The organism is Bacillus sp. M13(2017), from assembly GCF_002218325.1.
Classification (GTDB): domain Bacteria; phylum Bacillota; class Bacilli; order Bacillales; family Bacillaceae_G; genus Bacillus_A; species Bacillus_A thuringiensis_K.
In genome coordinates, this window is the sequence record NZ_KZ268512.1 from 44,349 (window position 1) to 65,404 (window position 21,056).

Below are 21,056 nucleotides of genomic sequence, written 5' to 3' on the forward strand. Positions count from 1 at the left end.
ATGCTCTTCCTCCCATAGCTAACAATACACTTTATCCAACTAATATTTATCTATTATATTTAAAATTTCTCCACTTCACCTAAACTCATTTGTTCCATGCAAAAATAAACTTGGCCCTTATCCATGGCTTAATCAACTTTGTATTTAAATGCTACTCCTTAGCATTTAGTACTTCTAAAACTTCCTTAAACAACACCGAACCTCTCCCAACAACCAGCTCCAAAGGAACCTCTTTAACTAACCCATCTCTCCCCAACATAACAACCCCATTCCCATAATCAACCCAAATCTGAACATCCTGCACATAATAACTCTTAATAGAAGAGGCTTCATCTAAATTGCGATGATCCAGCTCAACCTTAACTTGCTTCGTAAAACGACGCAGCGTTTTCCAAAGCGTTCGTTCTTCTTTTGATTTCATAAAGAGTTCTGGGAGTTCTTGTACTTCTTTTAATAACGACATAGTTGTTATTGTGTATGTTTGAACGCCATATCCTACTGGGCGGATGAGATGATCTAGTTTTTTCCATGGCTCTAGTTCGAAATGTACATACTCATCGTTTTGTTGCATTTGAATGTGTTTAATTTTTGCTACGTATTGAATTCCGCCTTTTTCTCCGTGCCATTTTTTCGGTGCATATAATGCTATATACTTCGCTTCTTGCCATCCTGGTTTTAACTGTGTAACTAACATCTGATATAAGCCATTTTTTCTATATGTTTCGTATTCAATTTCAGTTTTCACGCCGCCCACTAATACTTTTTCTTCTAGTGATGAATGCCATTCTTCTTTTGTTCCTCTTGGGAGAATACCTTCTTTTATAATTTCTTCTGGGCTTTTTTCAATAAGATGATCTAGAAATTGTTCGACTAGTCTTGTTGCGTTTGGTAAGAATGGAAAGCCACCGATATTTACTTTTTCGATACTTTTATAAAATGGATGGTTCTCGTACGCTTCCTCTTGGTTCCATGGGAATAATACGTACGCTCCGTAAGCTGTCCGCTCAAAAGGTCCATCTTGTTCCACAACTAATGCATCTCTGTAGCGGTGCATTGTATTAATGTCTTCTTCCATTGGGCCAGGAGTACCATACTTCTTTTTATAATGAGGCCTTTCAGCAAAATCAATTCTATATTTCGCATCAAAAATGTATTGGTATTGATAGCTATTTCCCTTTTTCTCAATAGCGAGCATCGTATCTGGTTTTTGTGTAACTGTTGGCAGTCTACCGTTTCTTTTCTGGAAATACAGTTCTATTACTTCATCAGTGACTGGATGTTTGAACGTTCTTTTCGCAGTTTTACTTTCATCTAACGTTACGTATAAACCGTCTTGCTTAACTTGAATAACATCTTGATGCAGCGGTATATATTTCTTTGATAGAATTTGTCCGAGTTTTAAATATGTCCAGTATTCGTATAGCCTTGCGACATCTTTTACCGACATTTTGAAAATTTGTCCTCTTAATGTTAAACCTCGCGATAGCATTAAGAAGATTTGATACGCATCTCGATAGCCTGCTGCCATTTGCATAACGAGTGAAAAGACTGAGCGATCTAATTTTCCGATTCCTCTCCAAAATGGATCGTTCAATTCATTTTTCATTCGATACTTCATATTTTTTACACGCTCTAGCAAATCTTCATCAGTTACACCACGTGTATATCTAGACTTTGGCTCTAGCGCCTTAAGTAAATCATCTATTTTATGTACGACTCTTTGAATCATCCATTTAACAAATCGATTTTCCAGCGTATCATAAGAAACTTCCTTATAAGCTGTAATCCCTTTAGTCGGTATACTTTTTTCTCCTTGGAGCAAGTGTGATCGCTTTCGCAAATAGTTCATTCCGACAGAATCCAGTTTACGAATTTTTTCTCCTCTTACAAGTTGATGTCTAGTCATAAGCGTATGATGCGGTTGTCTTTTTATATGAGAGATTGACTTCATAAATCGCTCAAAGGAATCATTTAAAATACGATAAAATTCACTCTTCGATGGATTTGTAGCGTAAATTGCAGATGCTCCTAAGTAAGTTCTCTTTAGTAAATGAAATGCTAAATTATAAATTTCATCATTTACTTCATCTAATAAGGCTCTGTAATCATCCTTATAATCAAGCTTTGCCGGGAAAACTTCAAATGTAACAGTTAATAAAGTGTCTTGTGCGTCTTTAATTTCAAATGTTGTATTTCCTACTTCATTTGGAAACGAAAGATTCCCCATTAACACATGAAGTGACCCCATTTGAATAGAGCTAACTTGTTTTCGAAACCCCGGATGTTCATGATAAAAAGAGAGCTGTTGGTTCTTTTTCGGAACAACAACAAGCTGATAACTTCTATTTTCAAAAAAGATTGGCGGGTGTTCGTTCCATTCGTCTAGCCTCTGCAATCTCGCATCAAATACAGAAACGGATTCTGTCTTCCCATCTACATGAAAATACATCATTTCATCCGCGTTCATAGCGTGATATTCTTTTAAACTCTCATATTTTTCATGATAAGGATTTCCTTTAATCGTCAATGATAGCTCCTCTGTTTCAATCTTAACTAGCTCTATCTCACTATCAGATCCAGAAAGAGGTGAAACCATCATACTCCAACCTCCTTAACATATGAGACAGCTTGTTAGCGGAACGAGGATACTTAGCATATGAAGCATCACTATTGCCACTATCATATTCTTCATTTGCACATAATACATACAATTGCTTTAATACCTCTTCCGTTCTTCCATCACTTCCTGCAAGACGCGGTAAAATCTTTTGATATATTTGATAATCAAGCGCCTCATCGAACGATAATAACTTCCCTTGTTCGTTATATGCCATATAGAAGCAAATTTCATCTCGTATACGATACCCCACTTGAGCTCCAACTGATTCAAGTATTTTATTTATTTCTATTAAAAGGTTCGATATATTTCTCACAAGATCTTCGTTTTCTTTAAAACATTCCTTCAGATGAAGATACTCAGTTTCTAAAGAGCGATTTGAAGCAATTTCAGCTTCCTTCTCTTCTACATCCATTAAAAAATTAAAATAATCTAAGTTAACGGTATTAAATTCAATTGTATTCGCACGATCTAATACTTTCTTACTTAACGGATGTGTCGTTTCATCCATATTTACCGTTCCGATAATGTATACATTTGATAGAATCGTAATATGCTTATTCGCAATTGACTCAGGAAGAACAGGTGATGTAACAATTTTTCCATCTTTCCATTTACGACTCTCGATTACACTTAAAAAGTCACTAAAGTAGTATTCTACTCGAGCTAAATTCATCTCGTCTAACACTACAAAATACGGCCTATTTGGATTTGCATCTGCATTTTCAAGAACTTTAATTAACGGCCTTTCTTGAAACTCCCCTTGAAGGTTCACATAGCCAAGCAAATCAGAACTATCACTCCAATCAGGTCTAACCGGAATAAGTGTAAATTGTCCATTCTCTTCCGTAGCCCCTAAACTCTCCGCAAACCACTGAACAATTTTCGTTTTCCCTGTACCTGAAATACCCGATAAAATTACAAATGGCTTCGTCTTTAATGAAAGGAAAAAGTTAATAAGATCCTTTCTCTCATAAAAGAAACCTTTACTTTGAATATAAGAAGACACGTGATCGATAATTGATTGCTGATCTAAATACACTTCTTTCCTCTCATAAATCATTTCATATTTCGTTCCTTTCTCTTTATAAGCTATGAATCCCTCATAATAACGAAACATTTCTTCTAGGTCCTCTACTAACTCTTTTTCGCTTGGCATTTTATTAGGATCATACACAATATAAGCCGCTGTTGAATTTGCATATCCTTTTGCTTTTTGGCTTGTACCTAGGAAAATTTCATCATCTTTTTGCACTTTGTCGGACATATGTATTTGTTCACGAATCTCTTCTTTAATTTTTTGCATCTCTTCTTTAGTCGTTTCTGTTACACCTTGTCCAATGGTCAAATACAATCGTTGCATATCTTCACTAAATAAATAGACGATATAATACCCTCTCTGTGTCGATGTTGTAATACTTCTATGCATTAGCGCAATCCATGGAACTGTCGCCCAATTCCCTTTTCCGACTGACCCTATCACACTGTACTGCTTCTCATTTATAAATGGTAAACGAATGATCTCTGTTGCTATATCATTTCGGACTGTTAATCCTAATTTATGTCCTGCAAATTTTTCTGTTTTTGCATCCAAATATTCTTTCAGTATCTTTAAAAAGCCTTCACGTAAACTACTACTCATATTACCGCCCTTTTCTTCACTCTTTTTTATGTATTGTTCGGCTGGAATCCATTCAGCATTAATTATTTCCAATTTCTCAGACCACATTAAGAGGTTATGCGTACGCTCTTTCGCTAATGATTCTAGCATTAAATTATCCCCTCTAGAGTTCCGAACAATCGTCATCGCTAAATGTACTAAAGCTGCTTTCTTGTCCCTTCTCTGATATGCTCTTAAAAGATTAAGCACAAACATAACAATGTGAACGTATTCCTGCTTTAAAACTAACTTTCGAATAACATCATTCTTATTTTCCGCCTCAATATATTCATTTAATAAAGATGTATTAATATTCTGATTATCCTTTAAAAATCCCAGTAATCTTAAATCTTGTCTTCCTTTAGATTTAACTCTATACAAATTACCATTGGTTTGATCACTTAAATTTTTCGGATCGTATGTATTGTTTATTACCTCTTCCAAAAATCCAACAACTTTATGATACTGCTCACATGGCAAATTATCAGTTTGGAACTCTTTAAATGTAATAGCCCCTGATTCCGTTACATTCACAAATGGAAGCTGTGCAAAGAAAACTATCAAGAAATCATTACATTCACTTGCTTGTCCGAAATCCTCACTCTTTACCGTACGCATATCGATAAATTTTTTCCAAGCGTTCTTAAGAAGTTCAGAACTCACGTTAAAATAAGATCGTGCTTCTTCTTCCTTTGCATATTGTCCACTTGAAGTTTTAGTTTGAACATCTAATCCTTTATCATCCTTGTTTATAATCCAATAAGTTTTATCACCATTTATATCTTCAACCTGCTTCGTTAATTTAGCCAATTCAATTATGAGTTTCTCTAACATTTTCATCCCCACCGTTACCATTAATTACAATTACTACTATTTTACCAAACTATGTATAAAAGAAAAATCATACAATATGATGTATGATTTTCTACTCTATTATTTAAAATACTTCTGATAATCCTCTTCATTTTTAAATTCAATCGGCCCTACATCCATTCGAAACTTCCCGTTTTCGTACAACAGTGGTGAAGCCTCTGAATGGTCTTTTGAGTAACTTTCTACATGTGAAATTTTTATCTCATTTGAATTGGTGAAATCAATATGAGCAATACACACCCAATAAGCATGGTCATTTATTTCTAATAACGGTGCTGTTACAACGCTTCCCATATGATTATCGACAACAGCCTTAGCCCTCATAGAATAAAAACTACCTACCCCATTGCCGACAGCACTATACGCAGCAAATAAAACATATTTTAAAGCTTCTGGTCGGTAAATACGAATCGTTTCTTTTCCTGGCTCTTGCGAATCGCCATCCAACACAATATACGGCGACACTTTAGACGAACCTAGATTTTTATAATAAACCTTTCCTATTTCTCCATTCGTTGTTACGTAAAAACAGTATAAGTCTAAATCTTTATTTGTTTCCCATTCTAAAGTAGCTGTTACCATTTTAGATTTTTGTATATTGATAGATTGTTTTTTCTTCAATTCAACCTTCACTGCATTAATAGTTTTTTGTATTGGAGGCGGCGTAGGGACTATTTTCTTCTCTACAGAGGGCGCAGTTTGTTTTTCATCCTCTGCGATTTCTATTCCAAAATTTGTACACAATGCAGCTAATCCACCAAAATAGCCAGCTCCAATCGGATTGAACTTCCATCCTCCTCCATGTCGATATAGCTCTCCAACAATAATGGCACTTTCATCTGTAAATGGATACGTGATAGGAAAATGAATAATTTCTAATCCTGATTGTGCGTTGTTTATTTTCAATTGAATGTGGGAAACATCTCGTAGCGCCTGTTTCTTCTCTTCAGCATTATGAATTGTAATCGAAAATACAACCTTTTGTACCTCATCTTTTATATGAGTAAAATCTATCGAAAATCTTTGTTTACTTCCATTTGCGATATTTTGATTTAATTGAACAGATCGACAACTAGAATAAGGTTGTCCATAAAAAACAAAATCCTCTTCTTTAGTAATTTTCCCATTAAAACCTACTAAAAAAGCTGATGCATCTACATCTATATTCATTGGGGCATTCCAAGTTAAATCTACCAGTAATCCTTTCATCTCTGGATGATTCTTTGTAACATCTATCTTTTGTCCCCTTACTAAAGTATGTATCACCATAATTCCCCCGTCCTACACCTTTAATGTTTTTTCATTCAGTTCAATTATACTCCTCTTTAGATTTCCCTTTCCATCTTAAACTATGAAACCATGATAATTGATTATTATCATAAAAGGAAAATTCTATATAAAAACTTATTGAACTAAATACTCTCTATTTAAAATTCTAAATAAACATACTAAGAATGATATCAATATTTCATGAGTTGTGGTTGCTAAAATTACTTATCAACTTTAGCTCCACCAACCATTCCCCCATACCAACCATATCTCTCCTCCAAAAACCCCCTCGTCTCCCCACTACCCTGATAATAAGAATTCCACCCTCTCTCCCGCAAAATCCCCTTCCAACTATCACTCTCCACCATCCTCTTAATAACACCATCCCAATAAGCAACCTCTTCCTCCGTCATATCTTTCGGACCCATAATACCTTTCCAGTGCTGGAAGATGACGTTGATTCCTTGTTCTTTCCACGTTGGGATTTCTGGTAGTCGGTCTAGCCGTTTTGGTGCGGATACGGCTAGTATTTTTATTTTGCTGGCTTTGTATTGTTTTTCGGCTTCGGATAGGGTCATGGTTGCGGCGCCTATTTGTTTGTTCGTTAGGGCGTTTATGATTTTTTCTTTGTTTTCGTAGACGAAGAATTGTAGTTCGGCTGGGTTTATGCCGAAGGCTTTGCTTACTTGTACGAAGGATAGGTGATCGTCGTTTCCTAGGCCGGGGGCAACGCCGATTTTGAAGTTTTTCTTGTCTTGTTTTAGTTGTTCCATTAGTTGATTTGCGTTTTCTATGTTTGATTCTTTTGATACGACAACAACTTCCCAGTCCGATGCGAGTGTCGCGAGCGGCGTGAAGTCTTTATATGTTAGTTTACTGTGGCCTAGTAGGTTGTTCGTTATGAGTAAGCTCGAGTTAATCGCCAGTACGTGACCGCCTTTTTGTTTCGTATATTTCCATCCGACGTCACCGCTGCCACCTACTTTGTTTGTGACAGTGATTGGTTTTGTGAAGATTTTTTCTTCTGTCAGCGTTTTTTGCATTGCTCGTGCCGTTAAATCCCATCCTGCTCCTTGAACGTTTGGCGCAACGATTTCTACTTTGTCTATGTTCACTTTATTCGTATGGGATTTTTCCGAGGAACAACCAGCTATTACTCCTATCATGATCCATATACATAGTAATAATCGTTTTTTCATAGCCCTCGTCCTATGCGATATTTTCGTTCTGGTCGTCCGATAATGCCGTATGTGTACTCTACTGTGCATTCGTTTGTCGCTACTAAGTATTCTAAATATCTTCTTGCGGTTGTTCTGGAGGCCCCCATTTGTTCTCCCATTTCTTCTATTGTAATGCCCTCTTCGAATCCTTTTATAATCCCTTTCACTTTTTGCAGTGTTAACGGATCAACACCTGTCGGTAAGTTTTTTATGTCTTGTGTTTGCGAAGTCCCGAAGAAGTTATCGATGAGTGCTTGATTTACTTCATTGTTACTATGTAATAATTGCTTCTTTCTTTTATAGTCTTCAATGGTGCGAACAAATTTTTCTAACGTGACCGGTTTTATAAGGTAGTTGCTTACGCCGTTTCGAATTGCTTTTTCTAGCATGTAGTTTTCATTCGCCGCCGTTACCATAATGACGTCAACATTTGGAAATTTAGCATGGATTTTCGGCAATAAGTCTGTTCCGATTCCATCTGGTAAGTAATTATCTAATAGAAGCAAATCGATTTCTTCCTTTTGTAGTAGTTCTATCGTTTCTTTTGCGTTCAATGCTTTTCCGACCACTTTTACATCCTTTATTTTCAATAAAAACTCCTCTTGAATTTGCGCGACGCGGAAATCATCTTCTGCAATTGCAACCTTCAACATATGCCCATCTCCCTGTTTGTCATGTACTTTCTCTCAATATTTTCGGAAGGTAAATTGTAAAAATAGCTCCCCCATTTTTCTCGTTTTGAATTTCAATTGTTCCCCCTAGCAGATCTACCATTTCTTTCACGTTTGCTAGTCCGTAACCACGATCATTTCCTTTCGTTGAAAATCCTTTTTGAAAAATGGTCGTAATTTTTTCTACCGGTATCCCTGCTCCACTATCTATCACTTCAAACACAATGTCGTGCCCAATATCCGTAACGAAGAAGGAAACTCTCTTTTCCTCTCGTTCACTCACCGCATCAAACGCATTGTCGATTATGTTTCCAAGGATCGTAATAAGGTGTGAAACTTTTATATGGTCTGGTAACGGATGAAGCGCACTATCTCCTTCAATATGAAAATCAATTTTCTTCTCAGATGCTGTTCCGATTTTCCCTAATAAAATAGCTTGTACTTTCGCATCATGAATTTGATGAAATAAAATATGGTTTTGACTTTGATGAATATTAGATTCTTGCTGGATAAATTCAATCGCCTCTTTGTAATGTCCTAACTGAAGTAATCCTGATAAAACGAAAAGCTTATTTGTAAATTCATGTGTTTGAGCGCGTAAGTCCTCAGAATACTTTCTTACCTCAGATATTGTGTTCACAAGGTTTTGCAGTTCTGTTTTATCTCTAAAACTACATACAACTCCTACCGTACTGTTATTTTCAAGTATCGGTGTCATGTTTAAAATAAACACTTTATCTTGAAACGCGATTTCTTGATCGTTTTCTAGCACTCTTTCCATATTAAATTCCGGTAAAACTTTTGAAATGTGTTGCTGCATATAATCACCATTTACATGTAACATTTCTTCTGCCGACGTGTTCATCATCGTAATAAAACCGTTTTGATCGATGGCGATAATCCCCTCTTTTATAGATAGTAGTATCGCGCTTCGTTCTCGGTATAGCGCTGCGATTTCATTCGGCTCTAAACCGAGTGTATCTTTACGAATGCTGCGTGCTAAAAGAATGCCGCCAACAATTCCCGCTACTAATACAGCTAAGGAAAAGAGTATAATTTCTTTCGTTCTGCTCAGTATGTTAGATTCAATACCTTTTATTAAAAACTCTACTGTTACAACGCCTACGACTTGATCGTAGTCTCCGTTATGAACAATAATGGGCGCCTTCGCCATTAAAGCTGGACCACTTTCCCCATTTCCTTCAAGCGTATAATAGCCACCAAAAGTGAGTGCTTCATAGTTATATGGATTGTTACTCTTTGTGCCAATTAACTCCGAATTAGAATGGGAATACGTCACCCCAAAGCGATCTTCTATAATGACAGTATCTGCACCAGCTTGCTCACGAACTTGTTCCGCAATGGATTGAATCGTACTTTTATGCTCGTTATTCTGAAAAGCATCTTTTATAGCTGGCATAAAAGAAAGCGACTTCGCTGTTTGCAGTGCTAGCTGCTCCACTTGGCGCTTCGTATCAACGGACTGAATGTAAACAAATATTCCTGCTAATAGGAGAACAACAAATAAAATTAACGTAATAATTAAGCTTACTATTTTCGTTTGCAATGACACTTTGCGTGATTTCTTCATACTTCATATCCTTTGATAAAATATTCTAAACTATCAATCTCCTTTTTCTATTATTATGACAAAACGAATAAGGAAGCAACTATTAAAACTCTCCATGTACATAAAGTACAAAAAGAATAAAATTGTCATAATATTGAGTTTTTATTCTACAGACAGTACAATTCAACTATAATGAACACGCTTTCATAATTATTATTTTATTACTAAGCAAGAGGAGGAATGATTATGGCTCAAGCAAACTCAAAACGAGTGGCCGGCAATATTTTCAAAGGTTCAGTCGGCAATTTAATTGAATGGTACGACTGGTACGTTTACTCTGCTTTCGCCGTTTATTTTTCAGCAGAGTTCTTTCCTAAAGGAGATCCAACGAGTCAGTTACTAAACACAGCAGCTATTTTCGCAGTTGGGTTTTTAATGCGCCCTATCGGAAGTTTATTAATGGGACGCTATGCAGATCGGCACGGACGCCGGGCAGCATTAACGCTTTCGATTACAGTTATGGCCGGTGGTTCTTTAATTATCGCCTGTACACCTAGTTACGAAAGCATCGGTATTATGGCACCAATTATTTTAGTTCTTGCCCGTTTACTACAAGGATTATCACTCGGCGGAGAGTACGGAACTTCCGCAACGTATTTATCTGAAATGGCTAGTAGTGGTCGCCGCGGCTTTTATTCAAGTTTCCAATATGTAACGCTCGTTGCCGGACAAATGGTTGCGTTAGGCGTTCAAATTATTCTTCAGCAATTACTAAGCGAACCAGATATGAAAGCTTGGGGATGGCGTATTCCATTCATTATTGGAGCGATGGGTGCAGTAGCTGTATTATGGCTTCGCCGCACGATGGATGAATCAGAGCAATTCGCAAACATAAAATCACAAAAACGCGAAAGCGCAGGAACTGTTCGCGCTCTTATGAAGCACCCGAAAGCAGTATTAACAGTAGTCGGCCTAACATTAGGAGGCACTGTCGCATTCTATACGTACACAACATATTTACAAAAGTTCATGGTAAACACAGTCGGTCTTCCGAAAGAAGTTGTAAGCTGGATTAACTTTGTCGCACTACTTATTTTCGTCGTACTTCAACCAATTGCAGGACTACTATCCGATAAAATTGGACGCCGCCCACTATTAATGGCATTCGGTATTCTCGGAACATTACTAACAGCACCGATCTTCTTCTTCATGGAAAAAACGACAGAACCAATCGTAGCATTTTTACTCATGATGGTCGGTCTCATTATCGTTACTGGTTACACATCGATTAACGCAATTGTAAAAGCAGAACTCTTCCCAACTGAAATTCGCGCACTTGGCGTAGGTTTACCATATGCACTAACAGTTGCGATATTTGGCGGAACAGCCGAGTTCATCGCTTTATGGCTAAAGAGCATCGGAATGGAATCACTATTCTACTTCTACGTAGCTGGATGTATCGCAATCAGCTTTATTACGTATTGGCGTATGGATGAGTCATCGAAAACTTCGCAGATTGAGGCGGAGCTTGGTGGTGGGGATACACTAGCTAATAATAAGTCTAGTTAAAATTATGTATTCTATCTATGTTCTTCGTTTACCTGAACTCGATTTGCTTTATCTAAGAAAGCATAATTCATTAAGATATAATTTAAAAACCTCTACTTATATGTAGAGGTTTTTGTATGACGAAAAAACACGTATTATCGACAATTGCAAAAAGCCGGAGATTTTGCCGATGTAGAATCCATTGGTACTCACACCATGCGAAAAACCTTCGGCTATTGGTTCTATAAACAAACAAAAGATGTTGCTATGTTACAAGAAATTCTTAACCATAGCACACCACACATCCCCCTGAAATATATTGGAATTAATAAAGAAGAAAAAGATAATATTCTTGATACATTTCAAATTTAATTCACTTAAAATTACTATTTCAATCATCATAAAAAAGACCTTTTATTTTAAAATAAAAGGTCTTTTTTATAAACATATATGTATTAAGATTTATATTTTTTTACTGTACAAGGAATAGTTACAATGTACAAATCAATAGCATAGATTGTAACCCAGATACCTTTACCTTCAGCTTCTAACTTTTTATCTAGTTGAGACAAATGCTCTGAAACTTTTCTTTTTCCCCATCTTCTAGGAAACCATTGAAAAACCTTAGGAACATTATATTTTTTATTATACCAAGTATTCAATCTCCAAAAAATGAAAAAAAACAAAACAATAATTATGATACGAAAAATATCAGAATATGAAATTCCTAAAACCATATTATATTTTCTCCATTTTCACTAAAACTCAGATAATTTACTTCTTAATTCTAATTCATCCTCTGTTTCGAAACCCTTAAATAATAAATGAATTATTTGATTATGATTAAAAAACACATTATATTCTTTTGATAAATTACCATGAGGATATGGACAAGAAACATAATCGCATAATTTATTATCCGCTTGTTGTTGCTTTCTTCCATAAATCATAAGAGGTTGATTAATTTCTTCTATAAGAGCTACAGAACCAATTGGTAATAATTAGCCTCCAATTGGAAAATAAGAGACGAACAAAGACAATCTACTCAGCTCTCCTAAGGTTTTAATAGTTTAATATTTGATTTTCAAGTTGCCTTCACAAATTCCTGTTAACACTGATAATAAGAAAAACAGGCCGTAAAACGGGCGATTAATTTGATCATATAGGTCATACGCTTCGCCAAGTAGAACATCCGAATCATGTGGTTGTTCACCCTGTAACAATTACTAACAGCGCGTAGAAAACATTTGGATAAATAAGAGGCAAATAAATGATTAAAAAGTTGTAACCCCTACTATAAGAAATACTATTATTACTAAAGGAAGAATGATAATCATAAAGGATATTATTATTGTTAATAATGCTTTCCATGCTGAAAATTGGTGTGCTTCTCCTAAACATTTTAAGGAAATAATGATTGTCCAAATTCCAATAACTATATCAATTATGGCAAAAATAAGAAACAAAATCGTTAAAGTTATGCTACTCTCCATTTTCGGTGTCTCACTCGTAAAGTTTTCTATCCCAAACAAGAAAAATGAAGGCACCCAAACTAATATAAGAGAATAAACGTAAGGGATATAAGAATAGGCAACTGAGTAACGTGTTTTCTCAAAGGTACCTTGTCCACCAAGTTTTTTTGCCACCCAATTAAATAACGCTGGTAGCAAAAAATAATAAATTAAGAAGGCAACGAAGGTACCGAATATAACCATTGAGATTAATGAAACTGGACTACTTATTGAATCCGCCATATTTTTAGAAGATGCTCGATCTAAAGTCTGTACGAATGAGCCTAATAAAATGAGTAAAAACACATTCTTAGGTTTGGATATAAAAATTTCTTTCATTGTATCACGTGGTTTTGTCCAAATGGAGAACCAAGGATTAAGTGCACGTTTAAATTGATTTTCTGGAGTTTCCATATAAAAAACATTCCCCTTTCTTAAAACATATTAAATATAATTTCCTAATCATTCCAGTTATGTACATATAAATATTAAAGCATAAATAGTCGATTATTTAAATGTAAATATTCAATCATTTAATTTCATCTGAAACTTAGGGGGAGTGCTTCTTAACAACTCCCTCCATATTGCGCTGCATTTTTAACTATGGGCTAAGTAGTTACTTTCAATTTTGAGTACCTCACATTCTTTAATACATTGGATAAACAGTTATAATCTTATCATTAATAAGAACAAACCTAATTTCCATTCCTTCAGATGTTTTACCAGAATATAATCTTCCACTTATACATCTTTCATTGCTATAAGCCTCGTAAATGGCTTCCATAAGAAGAATGCGATTATATACTTGAAATGCAACAAATTCTCTTTAAAAGCCTATACGTATTTTCCCTCCATCTTCTATATGCTTCCGTAAATAATAATACTTATGGAGTTCTATAATCATATAAAACAAACCAAACGAAAACACTGTGCATGCACACATAAATACAATCGCACCCATCTGTTGTGTTGCAATGCTAAGAATTATATTAGCAATTAACTGCCCCGATCCCGCTGCAATAGCTGCTACTTTTACACCACCAGTTCCTTTCGATGATTTTGATTTTTTTCTTGGTTCCTGAAGTTTTTCAATATGATTTTTATAAAAAAGATACAAAGCAAAACCATACAAACCAAATGAAAGAATAAAATAGATGGGAGTTTGTAATTGTAACACTTCATAAGCATATTTTTGAGTTATAACCAATAATCCGACTGAACATATGGCGCCATATACTCCTCGAAATAGAGTGTATTGTAACTGTCGTTTCCGAGGATTGATAGCAATCCATATCGCCCACAAATTTAAAAAAATAACTGGAGGAGTTACTATATATACATAGAGTAATCGAAAAGGATTCGCAAAAGCAGGCAAAAGAACAAACACATCTGCCCCCAAAAGGACAAGACCAATTACGTGGACTCTTATTTCATTTACAGAATAAAGAGCCATATAATGTGCAAAAGCTTTCTTATTAAAATCTAGACTTTTTTTCATGTTAATTAAACCACCCCGCTACTGTTCCAATCAGTAAAAGTTTCATAACTATTCATTCTCTCCCCCTAAATTTATCCATAATATTATGAGCAACTATATTCCATAGTAAAGAAAGTACGGTAACAAAAAGTACAGCTAAAGAAAAATAAATCCTATCCTTCCATGTATCATGTACAATCATGCCTAGTATAATCATTATTAACGCACCAACACATATAACTATTTTTGAAAATTTTCGCATTCTATTATCTCGCTTCCTTCTCAAACTTAAATGAAACTCCTGCGGAATCTATAACCATACCCACCTATTACAATCTCACCTTTGGAACTTATATCATAATCACCTAATACAGGTATATAATTAGGTATCTTAATTTTAGTAATTTCCGCTTCATATGTTTGCAACACTATCAACGTTTCAAATGTCCTTTATACATTCCTTATTTAACCCCAAAACATTAAAATATGAATATTATAAAAATTAACTATCTACTTCCCATCAAAATTACGGTAATCCTATTAAGCCTGGGATTACTCCTTCTACCTTCGCCCATTCAAACGAGCACTCAACTAACATTTGATTCTTACACTTAATTCTTAATAAACCTTCTTCTATCGTATTTATTTCAAAATAATCAATTATATTTTCTGTCCCTAAACCTTTTATTGTTAAATTATGAATAGTAAAGAAAGATATCTCTACATAAATTACATCCCACTTATCCCATCTTTTTGGCTTGTTTTCAACATTTTCCTTTGTCATCAATTGAATAACTAAAGTAGGGCCATCTCTTTTAAGACGCACATCTAATAACTCTGATTCTTCAAACTTTGGTATTTTCCCAAAAATACTAATTAACGCTTGTGGATTTAAAAATTTAAATTGATCAATCATTTTTATACTTCCTATTTTTTATTTCTCTTCTCAAAATAATAATGATCCTCCATACGATCTACCTGTCCTGTTCGTGTATTGTATTCAGGTCTTACATTATGATGCGGTGACTGATCTCCAATTCCACCTTCTCCAAACTTATGACCCTCTGAATGATCTTGAATTATAATTTTTTGACCTTTTACTTCATATGTTAATTCTCGAGTTATAATAGGCTGTTTATTATCATTTAATATCCTTTTACCATTACTATCTGTTAATGGTACCATTTTTTGACTAATCGGGTGTTGAAATCTAGGTATATTTAATTGTCTTTTAATTTCTTTTAAACTAGCTCCCCTAGATTCATGAGAATTTTCCCCCTCAATCTTCTTAACTTGGGGATAATATTAAAAAGACTTATGCGTAATTCACATAAGTCTTACTTTTGTTACTCATAATTAATTATTCGTCCTCGTCTTCAAACTCATATAAGCTATCAAGTAATTCTGCAAAAGATGAACAAACAGGATAGATTGATTCTTCCATTTCTTCTTCCTCATGGTCCCAAAATACGACTGTTGGTGACTGAGGATTATTTCGGTAATCAAAGCATAGAAGGTTACCAAACGGGTCTCTAGCAAAAGGATATACTTTATCTACCAATCTATCTTTTATACTATTATATGTTTGCAGCATAGAAATTTTTCTCTCAGAGTCTAAGGTTAAAAGGTTATTAAGTGAATCTTCATCCTGATTAGGAATATTGAATGTATCTGGAGTAGGATAGCCACCATCATATTTCTTTACACACTCAATAAAATCATTAGGAAATTTAATACCAAAGTACTCTTCAAATTGTTCAATTTGTTCATCTGTAACTTTTTTCTCACTTACATTAATCCATGTAATGTTGTTCATAATTATAAACCGCCCTATCTTTTCCTCAATTTTTATATCCACCTGTATGACCAGTATCGTGATGTATCTGATAATCTACAAGTTGTATTCGACCAGGTTCCTGATTATGAAAGATTTAAAATTAATTCTGCTAAACTATCACAGATTACTTCGAAGCTTCCGCTTTCATAAGCTTCTAATTTTACTTGTCCATTTTCATTATCTACAACTACCAAGAGACCATTGAATTCCATACCAATAGGAATATTATTCAGTTGATTATCATGTGCGCCTTGGTACCCTTGTAAAGATACATAAAAATCATACAGTTCAATTCCTGGTATAACAGAATTAAATTCAAAATCATAACCTAAATAATTACCTCCTAAGTCTAAAAACCAATAAGAATTATAATATTCTTTAATTGAATTATATAATTGTATCCCCAAATCTTTTTCTATATTAGAAAAATCATGAATTATATTTTTTTCTAACGGTTTCCAGAATACGTATCCCTCTATATCTGGTTCTCCTTCATAGATAAAAGCCTCTGCTTCTTCTATCCATAAAGATTTTGGCAATGAATTATTACAATCTTGCCACTCTCTAATTATTTTATCAAAACAATTTTTCATTTCATTTTTCATTTTTTTATTTACCGCCTAATGTATGATGTTCAATAAATTTCTGAAGCATTTCTACATATCCTGCATCTTTTCCCCCATGCTCCAATCGTTTTTTCTGCGTTATGAATCCCTCCAAAACCAGGATGTAGTGGCAGCGGAACACCAACAGCTTGACCACCACCAATATGGTGATGGACTAATTTAGTTCCACGTAATCCAGTAAAATCATATTGTAGAAATTCCCCTCTAAATCATTAAGGATTTAGAGGGGAATTTCTTTATCACATAAGTAATATCATTTCTTATTAAATTTACTGTGTATCAGTTCAAAGAATTTATTTGTACCAAGTGAAATTGCGCCAATAATAAGAACACCAATAATAAAATAAATCTTTTTAAATAAGTTGTAAGGAGATAAAATAGCAACTACAAGAAGTATTATAATTGCAACGAATGTGACTAATTTCCCAACTTTAAATGCTTGCATATCAGCTTTCCTCCTTCTGGATAAAAACAGCCAATATAGTCATACATCACAGGTTCTTTAACCATAAGTTTTTGTTTCCTTCCATAAATCACAATACTTAAAATTCAATAAACCTCTTTAAAAGGTTTCATGTGTTCTACCCCCATCTTCTATATGCTTCCTTAAATAATAGTACCTATGGAGTTCCATAATGAAATGAAACAACATAAACGAAAGCATGGAGTATACACACATTAATACAATTGCTACCATCTTTTGTGTTGCAAAACCAAGACTGATATTAGCAATGAGTTGACCCAATACTACAAAAGCCACTACTCCAAAACTAGAGTTTTTTTTCGATGATTTTGATTTTTTGATTGATTCCTGAAGTTTTTTAATATGATTTTTATAATAATAATGCAAAGCAAAAATATACAAACCAACCGAAAAAATAAAATAGATAGGAGTTTGTAATCCTAACATTCCATATGCAAACTTTTGGGTTATAACTAATAATCCTACTGAACATACGATGCCAAATACCCCACGAAATAGAGTGTATTGTAATTGCCGCTTCCTAGGATTTATAACAATCCATATTGCCCATACATTTAAAAAAGCAACTGGTGGAACTATTATGTACATATATATCGGTTGAACAGGATTCGCAAAAGCAGGCAAAAGCACAAATATATCTGCTATCCCAATCACAAGAGTAATTATAGTCGATCTTATATCATTTACAGCATAAAGAGCCATATAATATTCAAAAACTTTTTTATTAAAATCTGTATTTTTTTTCATGTTAATTAAACCACCCCCGCTACTGTTAACCAAGCTTTTTTCGAACCCGTTTTCACCCTATCCTTAATACTATTATCTTCACCATCACCATCTAAATCAACATCCCATTTTACACCTTCTGTGAAATATTATTCCCTTCTCGAAAAGAAGATCAACCCATTAATAAAATCTAGGCTTATCAAAAATTTCAAAAAGCCAAAGATTTTGCTGGTATCGAATCTATTGGGACTCACACCATGTGCAAAACCTTCGGCTATTGGTTCTATAAACAAACAAAAGATTTCGCTATGTTGTAAGAAATACTCAATCATAGCACCTCATAAATTACACTTAAAATATATTGGTATCAATAAGGAAGAAAAAGATAATATCTGAGCTACATTTCAAATTTAAAAAATAAAAAGGGCATATCCCTTTCAGAATTGCCCTTTACCTTAAAAGTATATGTCAGCTTATTATTTATTTCTTTTCACAAAATGATGAATCCCTTCAAAGATTACTTCTTTTAAAGCTTCTGGATAATCCGAATAGCCTTCTTTTTCCATAATTATCTCCAACACTTCCCTTAAATTCCCATCAAGTATTATAGTAACTCCTGGCGTTAGTTCACCAGTTTCTTCATTTTTAAATGTTTCTTTTATCATAACTACTTTATTTTCTTCCATGACCTAATCCTCTCTAACTAAATAGTTTTTATTCTCATCTTCCCAATATCTATATTCATAGGGTACTTGTTCATCAAATCGCTGTAAATAACCTCTCCAGTTATTCGGAATATATTCTTCAAAAGATATTGATTCCGGATAATTAGAATAAAAAATTAAACGCTCAAAGTCTATTAGGAAACATGGATTATAATCATAATAGGCTTCTTCTCTATTAGTTCTTATTTCCCTTAAAAATTCTAACCTAATATCTTCTGTAAATCTTTTATATTTTTCTATTCTTTCTAAAAAGTTAGCTATTGTAGTCTCATTTAAAATACTAATGCCTTTTCTTTCCTCTGGATATTCACTAGGAGAATATCCAGCTTGATTATAATCTAAATACCATAAATCCGATTCAGTTATATACCAATTGAGCTTATTTTTATATTTTACACCTACTATAATATTTTCGGCGTATAAAGGCTTAATCATTTAACACGCTCTCCTCTCTTACTTAATAAGTTTAGCATTCCGTCCGTATTCTACCAACCACCGACTAATGGGGTCAGGTAATTCGTATGCAACACCTTCAAATCCATATTTATCAAAAATACCCTTGTCAACAATCTTAGGAGCTGTTCTACCTTGGTTAAGTGGATTAGTTTTATAACCCTTCTGAGAAATCGCATTTTCTCTAATTAAATCATCTAAATACTGTGGTACATCAAATTCCACAATATATGAGTCTGCTCGTTTATTTTTGAAATATGTAGAGTGATCTTTTCCAGTAGATACATTTAAATTATGATCTGCCCTCCATTTACTATTTAAAGAGAGTGTACCATCATCATTAACTAAAATTAACTCTTTACTATCACCACCTTGAACCCTACGATAAGTAACGTTTTCTTCTCCTACACTAGTTCCGCTGACTTTCTTATTAACTTCACTTGTACCTTTAGCTTCATTTACTTTCTCAACAGGTACTTTTTTAGTTTTATTTACAACCTTAGTAGCGTCAGCAGTCATCTTTACACCCTTACCAACTTTTGAAATTTTTCCAATTGGGGTAAGACCAGCTACTACCATCCCACCAGCTAAAAATCGGTCCAAAGTAGACAGTTTTTCTCCAGATGATGGATCAACACCATCCCAAGCCCGACGAATATCATATTCACCACTTATTTCACCAGCTATATCCCTTGCTAGTTTTTTACCATCAAAACCTTTTTCTTCTGATTCCGATGAAAATCTACCATCAATTGCTCCTTCTTCAATTGTACCACTATTTAGAAGGTTATCAGTCTGACGATTTCTATCTTCTGTAATTGTTTGAATAGAAGTTGTCCATTCCATATTCAACCCTTGCGTACTAAATGTACCACTTGCAGGACTAAAGCCTTTTCCACTTTGAACTTCCGCAAGACCTGCAGCAATACTAGCTGCTAATTGAAGTGCTGTACTATAATTATTACTAGAGGTCTGATTGAATTGATACAAATGATCCAGCTTTTCTTGCAGTTTTTGCCTCATAACAGTAAAAAGATTCGCCATATCGTCCATACCTGGGATTGGCATAGCTTGACTGACAGCTTCCATACTTGTTTTCATTCGGTCAATTTCTCGAATTTGTTCTAATATTTCTTGTTCAATTACATCTGTGGAAGCGACTTGTGATTGAAATTGACTTGGAAAAGCATCGTTCTGGCGAATTAACTCTTCACACAGATAAATGATTCCTTGCGCTAAAGGACGAAAGGTTTGTACAAAAAATGATTTTGCACTGCTATAAGTTTGGCCTTGTAGAACAGTATCAATTGCAAAGGCATCAATTGACTGAATGACTTGTTCCATACCTTGAATAGTAGCGTTACATACAGCATTCATGCTTTGAGTTTGGCCTTGTACTTCTCCTAAATACATATTTAAGCTCATGCATTGACCTCCCTCGCTAATTGTTGTTGTTGATAGGAAAGGTCGTTTTCTAAATCACTAAGGTTTCGTCTTTCTTTAAGCAACGTTTCTTTTTGGTTTTCCAATTCAAATGTGACTTTTCGTTCAATATGTTGTGCCTCTTGATATGTATTCATAAAAAACTGAGACATTTCTCTATCACCATGCCAAGTTCCTAAAATTCGATCAAACAAACGATGGTTTCGACCTCTCCATTCATAAAAATCTGCTTCCGCTTGCTCCTGAATGTGAATCGCGGATTGATTTCGGTCTTGTTCTTCAAATACACTTCTTAACTTTTGATTTACTTGATTGATTTGTTTTTCAATATCTTGACTCATTATAT

At 34.4% G+C, this 21,056-nt stretch carries 21 protein-coding genes and 5 pseudogenes; 3 read left to right on the top strand and 23 right to left on the bottom strand.

Annotated features, from left to right (window positions below):
* Nucleotides 1-151: 151 nt before the first annotated feature.
* The 6 genes from CGQ22_RS23450 to CGQ22_RS23475 all read right to left on the bottom strand — a co-directional run bounded on the left by CGQ22_RS23450 (nt 152) and on the right by CGQ22_RS23475 (nt 9,901).
* A complete protein-coding gene (locus CGQ22_RS23450; protein ID WP_139032815.1) occupies nt 152-2,596 on the bottom strand; it encodes a restriction endonuclease-like protein in 2,445 nt (814 codons plus the stop codon).
* A complete protein-coding gene (locus CGQ22_RS23455) occupies nt 2,571-5,111 on the bottom strand; it encodes an MrcB family domain-containing protein (protein WP_089149430.1) in 2,541 nt (846 codons plus the stop codon). The genes CGQ22_RS23450 and CGQ22_RS23455 overlap by 26 nt, the downstream gene beginning before the upstream one ends.
* Nucleotides 5,112-5,210: 99 nt before the next feature.
* Nucleotides 5,211-6,416, bottom strand: a complete 1,206-nt coding sequence (locus tag CGQ22_RS23460; protein WP_061883833.1) for a TerD family protein — start codon at nt 6,414-6,416, stop codon at nt 5,211-5,213.
* Between the two features lie 224 nt (nt 6,417-6,640).
* A complete protein-coding gene (locus CGQ22_RS23465) occupies nt 6,641-7,618 on the bottom strand; it encodes a tripartite tricarboxylate transporter substrate binding protein (protein ID WP_061883832.1) in 978 nt (325 codons plus the stop codon).
* Complete coding sequence (locus CGQ22_RS23470; RefSeq protein WP_061883831.1) at nt 7,615-8,292, bottom strand: response regulator; 678 nt, start codon at nt 8,290-8,292, stop codon at nt 7,615-7,617. Before CGQ22_RS23470 ends, CGQ22_RS23465 begins: the two co-directional genes overlap by 4 nt.
* Nucleotides 8,293-8,311: 19 nt before the next feature.
* Nucleotides 8,312-9,901 (bottom strand): ATP-binding protein, encoded by a 1,590-nt coding sequence (locus CGQ22_RS23475; protein WP_061883830.1) that lies wholly within the window; start codon nt 9,899-9,901, stop codon nt 8,312-8,314.
* 225 nt (nt 9,902-10,126) lie between these two features.
* Here CGQ22_RS23475 and CGQ22_RS23480 point away from each other — a divergent pair, with 225 nt between their 5' ends.
* Together CGQ22_RS23480 and CGQ22_RS23485 are read left to right on the top strand one after the other, a co-directional pair.
* A complete protein-coding gene (locus CGQ22_RS23480) occupies nt 10,127-11,449 on the top strand; it encodes an MFS transporter (RefSeq protein ID WP_061883829.1) in 1,323 nt (440 codons plus the stop codon).
* A 135-nt stretch (nt 11,450-11,584) separates the two neighbouring features.
* A pseudogene (locus CGQ22_RS23485) lies at nt 11,585-11,800 on the top strand (site-specific integrase); the annotation flags it as partial.
* Between the two features lie 83 nt (nt 11,801-11,883).
* Here the strand turns inward: CGQ22_RS23485 and CGQ22_RS23490 are convergent.
* The 13 genes and pseudogenes from CGQ22_RS23490 to CGQ22_RS23565 all read right to left on the bottom strand — a co-directional run bounded on the left by CGQ22_RS23490 (nt 11,884) and on the right by CGQ22_RS23565 (nt 18,110).
* On the bottom strand, nt 11,884-12,165 hold the full coding sequence (locus CGQ22_RS23490) for a hypothetical protein (RefSeq protein ID WP_046945335.1): 282 nt from the start codon (nt 12,163-12,165) through the stop codon (nt 11,884-11,886).
* Between the two features lie 21 nt (nt 12,166-12,186).
* Nucleotides 12,187-12,378, bottom strand: coding sequence for a DUF4176 domain-containing protein (locus CGQ22_RS23495; protein ID WP_000639126.1), 192 nt, complete (start codon nt 12,376-12,378; stop codon nt 12,187-12,189).
* Between the two features lie 324 nt (nt 12,379-12,702).
* Nucleotides 12,703-13,353: a Yip1 family protein gene (locus CGQ22_RS23505; protein ID WP_000449722.1), complete on the bottom strand. Its 651-nt coding sequence runs from the start codon at nt 13,351-13,353 to the stop codon at nt 12,703-12,705.
* Nucleotides 13,354-13,765: 412 nt separating this feature from the next.
* On the bottom strand, nt 13,766-14,437 hold the full coding sequence (locus CGQ22_RS23510; protein ID WP_089149431.1) for a hypothetical protein: 672 nt from the start codon (nt 14,435-14,437) through the stop codon (nt 13,766-13,768).
* 505 nt (nt 14,438-14,942) lie between these two features.
* Complete coding sequence (locus CGQ22_RS23520; RefSeq protein ID WP_016078029.1) at nt 14,943-15,332, bottom strand: immunity 50 family protein; 390 nt, start codon at nt 15,330-15,332, stop codon at nt 14,943-14,945.
* An 11-nt stretch (nt 15,333-15,343) separates the two neighbouring features.
* The gene (locus CGQ22_RS23525; protein ID WP_061883827.1) at nt 15,344-15,601 is read right to left on the bottom strand and encodes an HNH/endonuclease VII fold putative polymorphic toxin; all 258 of its coding nucleotides are present in this window, start codon (nt 15,599-15,601) and stop codon (nt 15,344-15,346) included.
* A 175-nt stretch (nt 15,602-15,776) separates the two neighbouring features.
* A complete protein-coding gene (locus CGQ22_RS23530) occupies nt 15,777-16,232 on the bottom strand; it encodes an SMI1/KNR4 family protein (protein ID WP_089149432.1) in 456 nt (151 codons plus the stop codon).
* 25 nt (nt 16,233-16,257) lie between these two features.
* Nucleotides 16,258-16,341 (bottom strand): annotated as a pseudogene (locus CGQ22_RS32810) (HNH endonuclease); the annotation flags it as partial.
* Nucleotides 16,337-16,858, bottom strand: coding sequence for a SecY-interacting protein Syd (locus tag CGQ22_RS23540; RefSeq protein ID WP_089149433.1), 522 nt, complete (start codon nt 16,856-16,858; stop codon nt 16,337-16,339). The pseudogene CGQ22_RS32810 and the gene CGQ22_RS23540, both read right to left, overlap by 5 nt.
* A 29-nt stretch (nt 16,859-16,887) precedes the next feature.
* Nucleotides 16,888-17,025 (bottom strand): annotated as a pseudogene (locus CGQ22_RS32595) (hypothetical protein); the annotation flags it as partial.
* 107 nt (nt 17,026-17,132) lie between these two features.
* Entirely contained in the window at nt 17,133-17,324 is a 192-nt protein-coding gene (locus tag CGQ22_RS23550; RefSeq protein WP_001147554.1) for a hypothetical protein, read from the bottom strand.
* Between the two features lie 11 nt (nt 17,325-17,335).
* A pseudogene (locus tag CGQ22_RS31660) lies at nt 17,336-17,428 on the bottom strand (DUF4176 domain-containing protein); the annotation flags it as partial.
* A gap of 13 nt (nt 17,429-17,441) precedes the next feature.
* Entirely contained in the window at nt 17,442-18,110 is a 669-nt protein-coding gene (locus CGQ22_RS23565) for a hypothetical protein (RefSeq protein ID WP_131252020.1), read from the bottom strand.
* 128 nt (nt 18,111-18,238) lie between these two features.
* Between CGQ22_RS23565 and CGQ22_RS32600 the strand changes: the two are divergent.
* A pseudogene (locus CGQ22_RS32600) lies at nt 18,239-18,485 on the top strand (tyrosine-type recombinase/integrase); the annotation flags it as partial.
* Between the two features lie 80 nt (nt 18,486-18,565).
* Here CGQ22_RS32600 and CGQ22_RS23575 read toward each other — a convergent pair.
* Genes CGQ22_RS23575 through CGQ22_RS23590 form a run of 4 tightly spaced genes read right to left on the bottom strand, consistent with a single transcriptional unit; the run spans nt 18,566 to nt 21,051 of the window.
* A complete protein-coding gene (locus CGQ22_RS23575) occupies nt 18,566-18,775 on the bottom strand; it encodes a hypothetical protein (RefSeq protein WP_000392187.1) in 210 nt (69 codons plus the stop codon).
* Nucleotides 18,776-18,778: 3 nt separating this feature from the next.
* Nucleotides 18,779-19,249, bottom strand: a complete 471-nt coding sequence (locus CGQ22_RS23580; RefSeq protein WP_000595044.1) for a hypothetical protein — start codon at nt 19,247-19,249, stop codon at nt 18,779-18,781.
* 18 nt (nt 19,250-19,267) lie between these two features.
* Nucleotides 19,268-20,692, bottom strand: coding sequence for a pre-toxin TG domain-containing protein (locus tag CGQ22_RS23585; RefSeq protein ID WP_089149434.1), 1,425 nt, complete (start codon nt 20,690-20,692; stop codon nt 19,268-19,270).
* Nucleotides 20,689-21,051 carry a DUF3958 family protein gene (locus CGQ22_RS23590; RefSeq protein ID WP_000076120.1) on the bottom strand — a complete coding sequence of 121 codons (363 nt, stop codon included), beginning with the start codon at nt 21,049-21,051 and terminating at the stop codon, nt 20,689-20,691. Before CGQ22_RS23590 ends, CGQ22_RS23585 begins: the two co-directional genes overlap by 4 nt.
* Between the last annotated feature and the right edge of the window lie 5 nt (nt 21,052-21,056).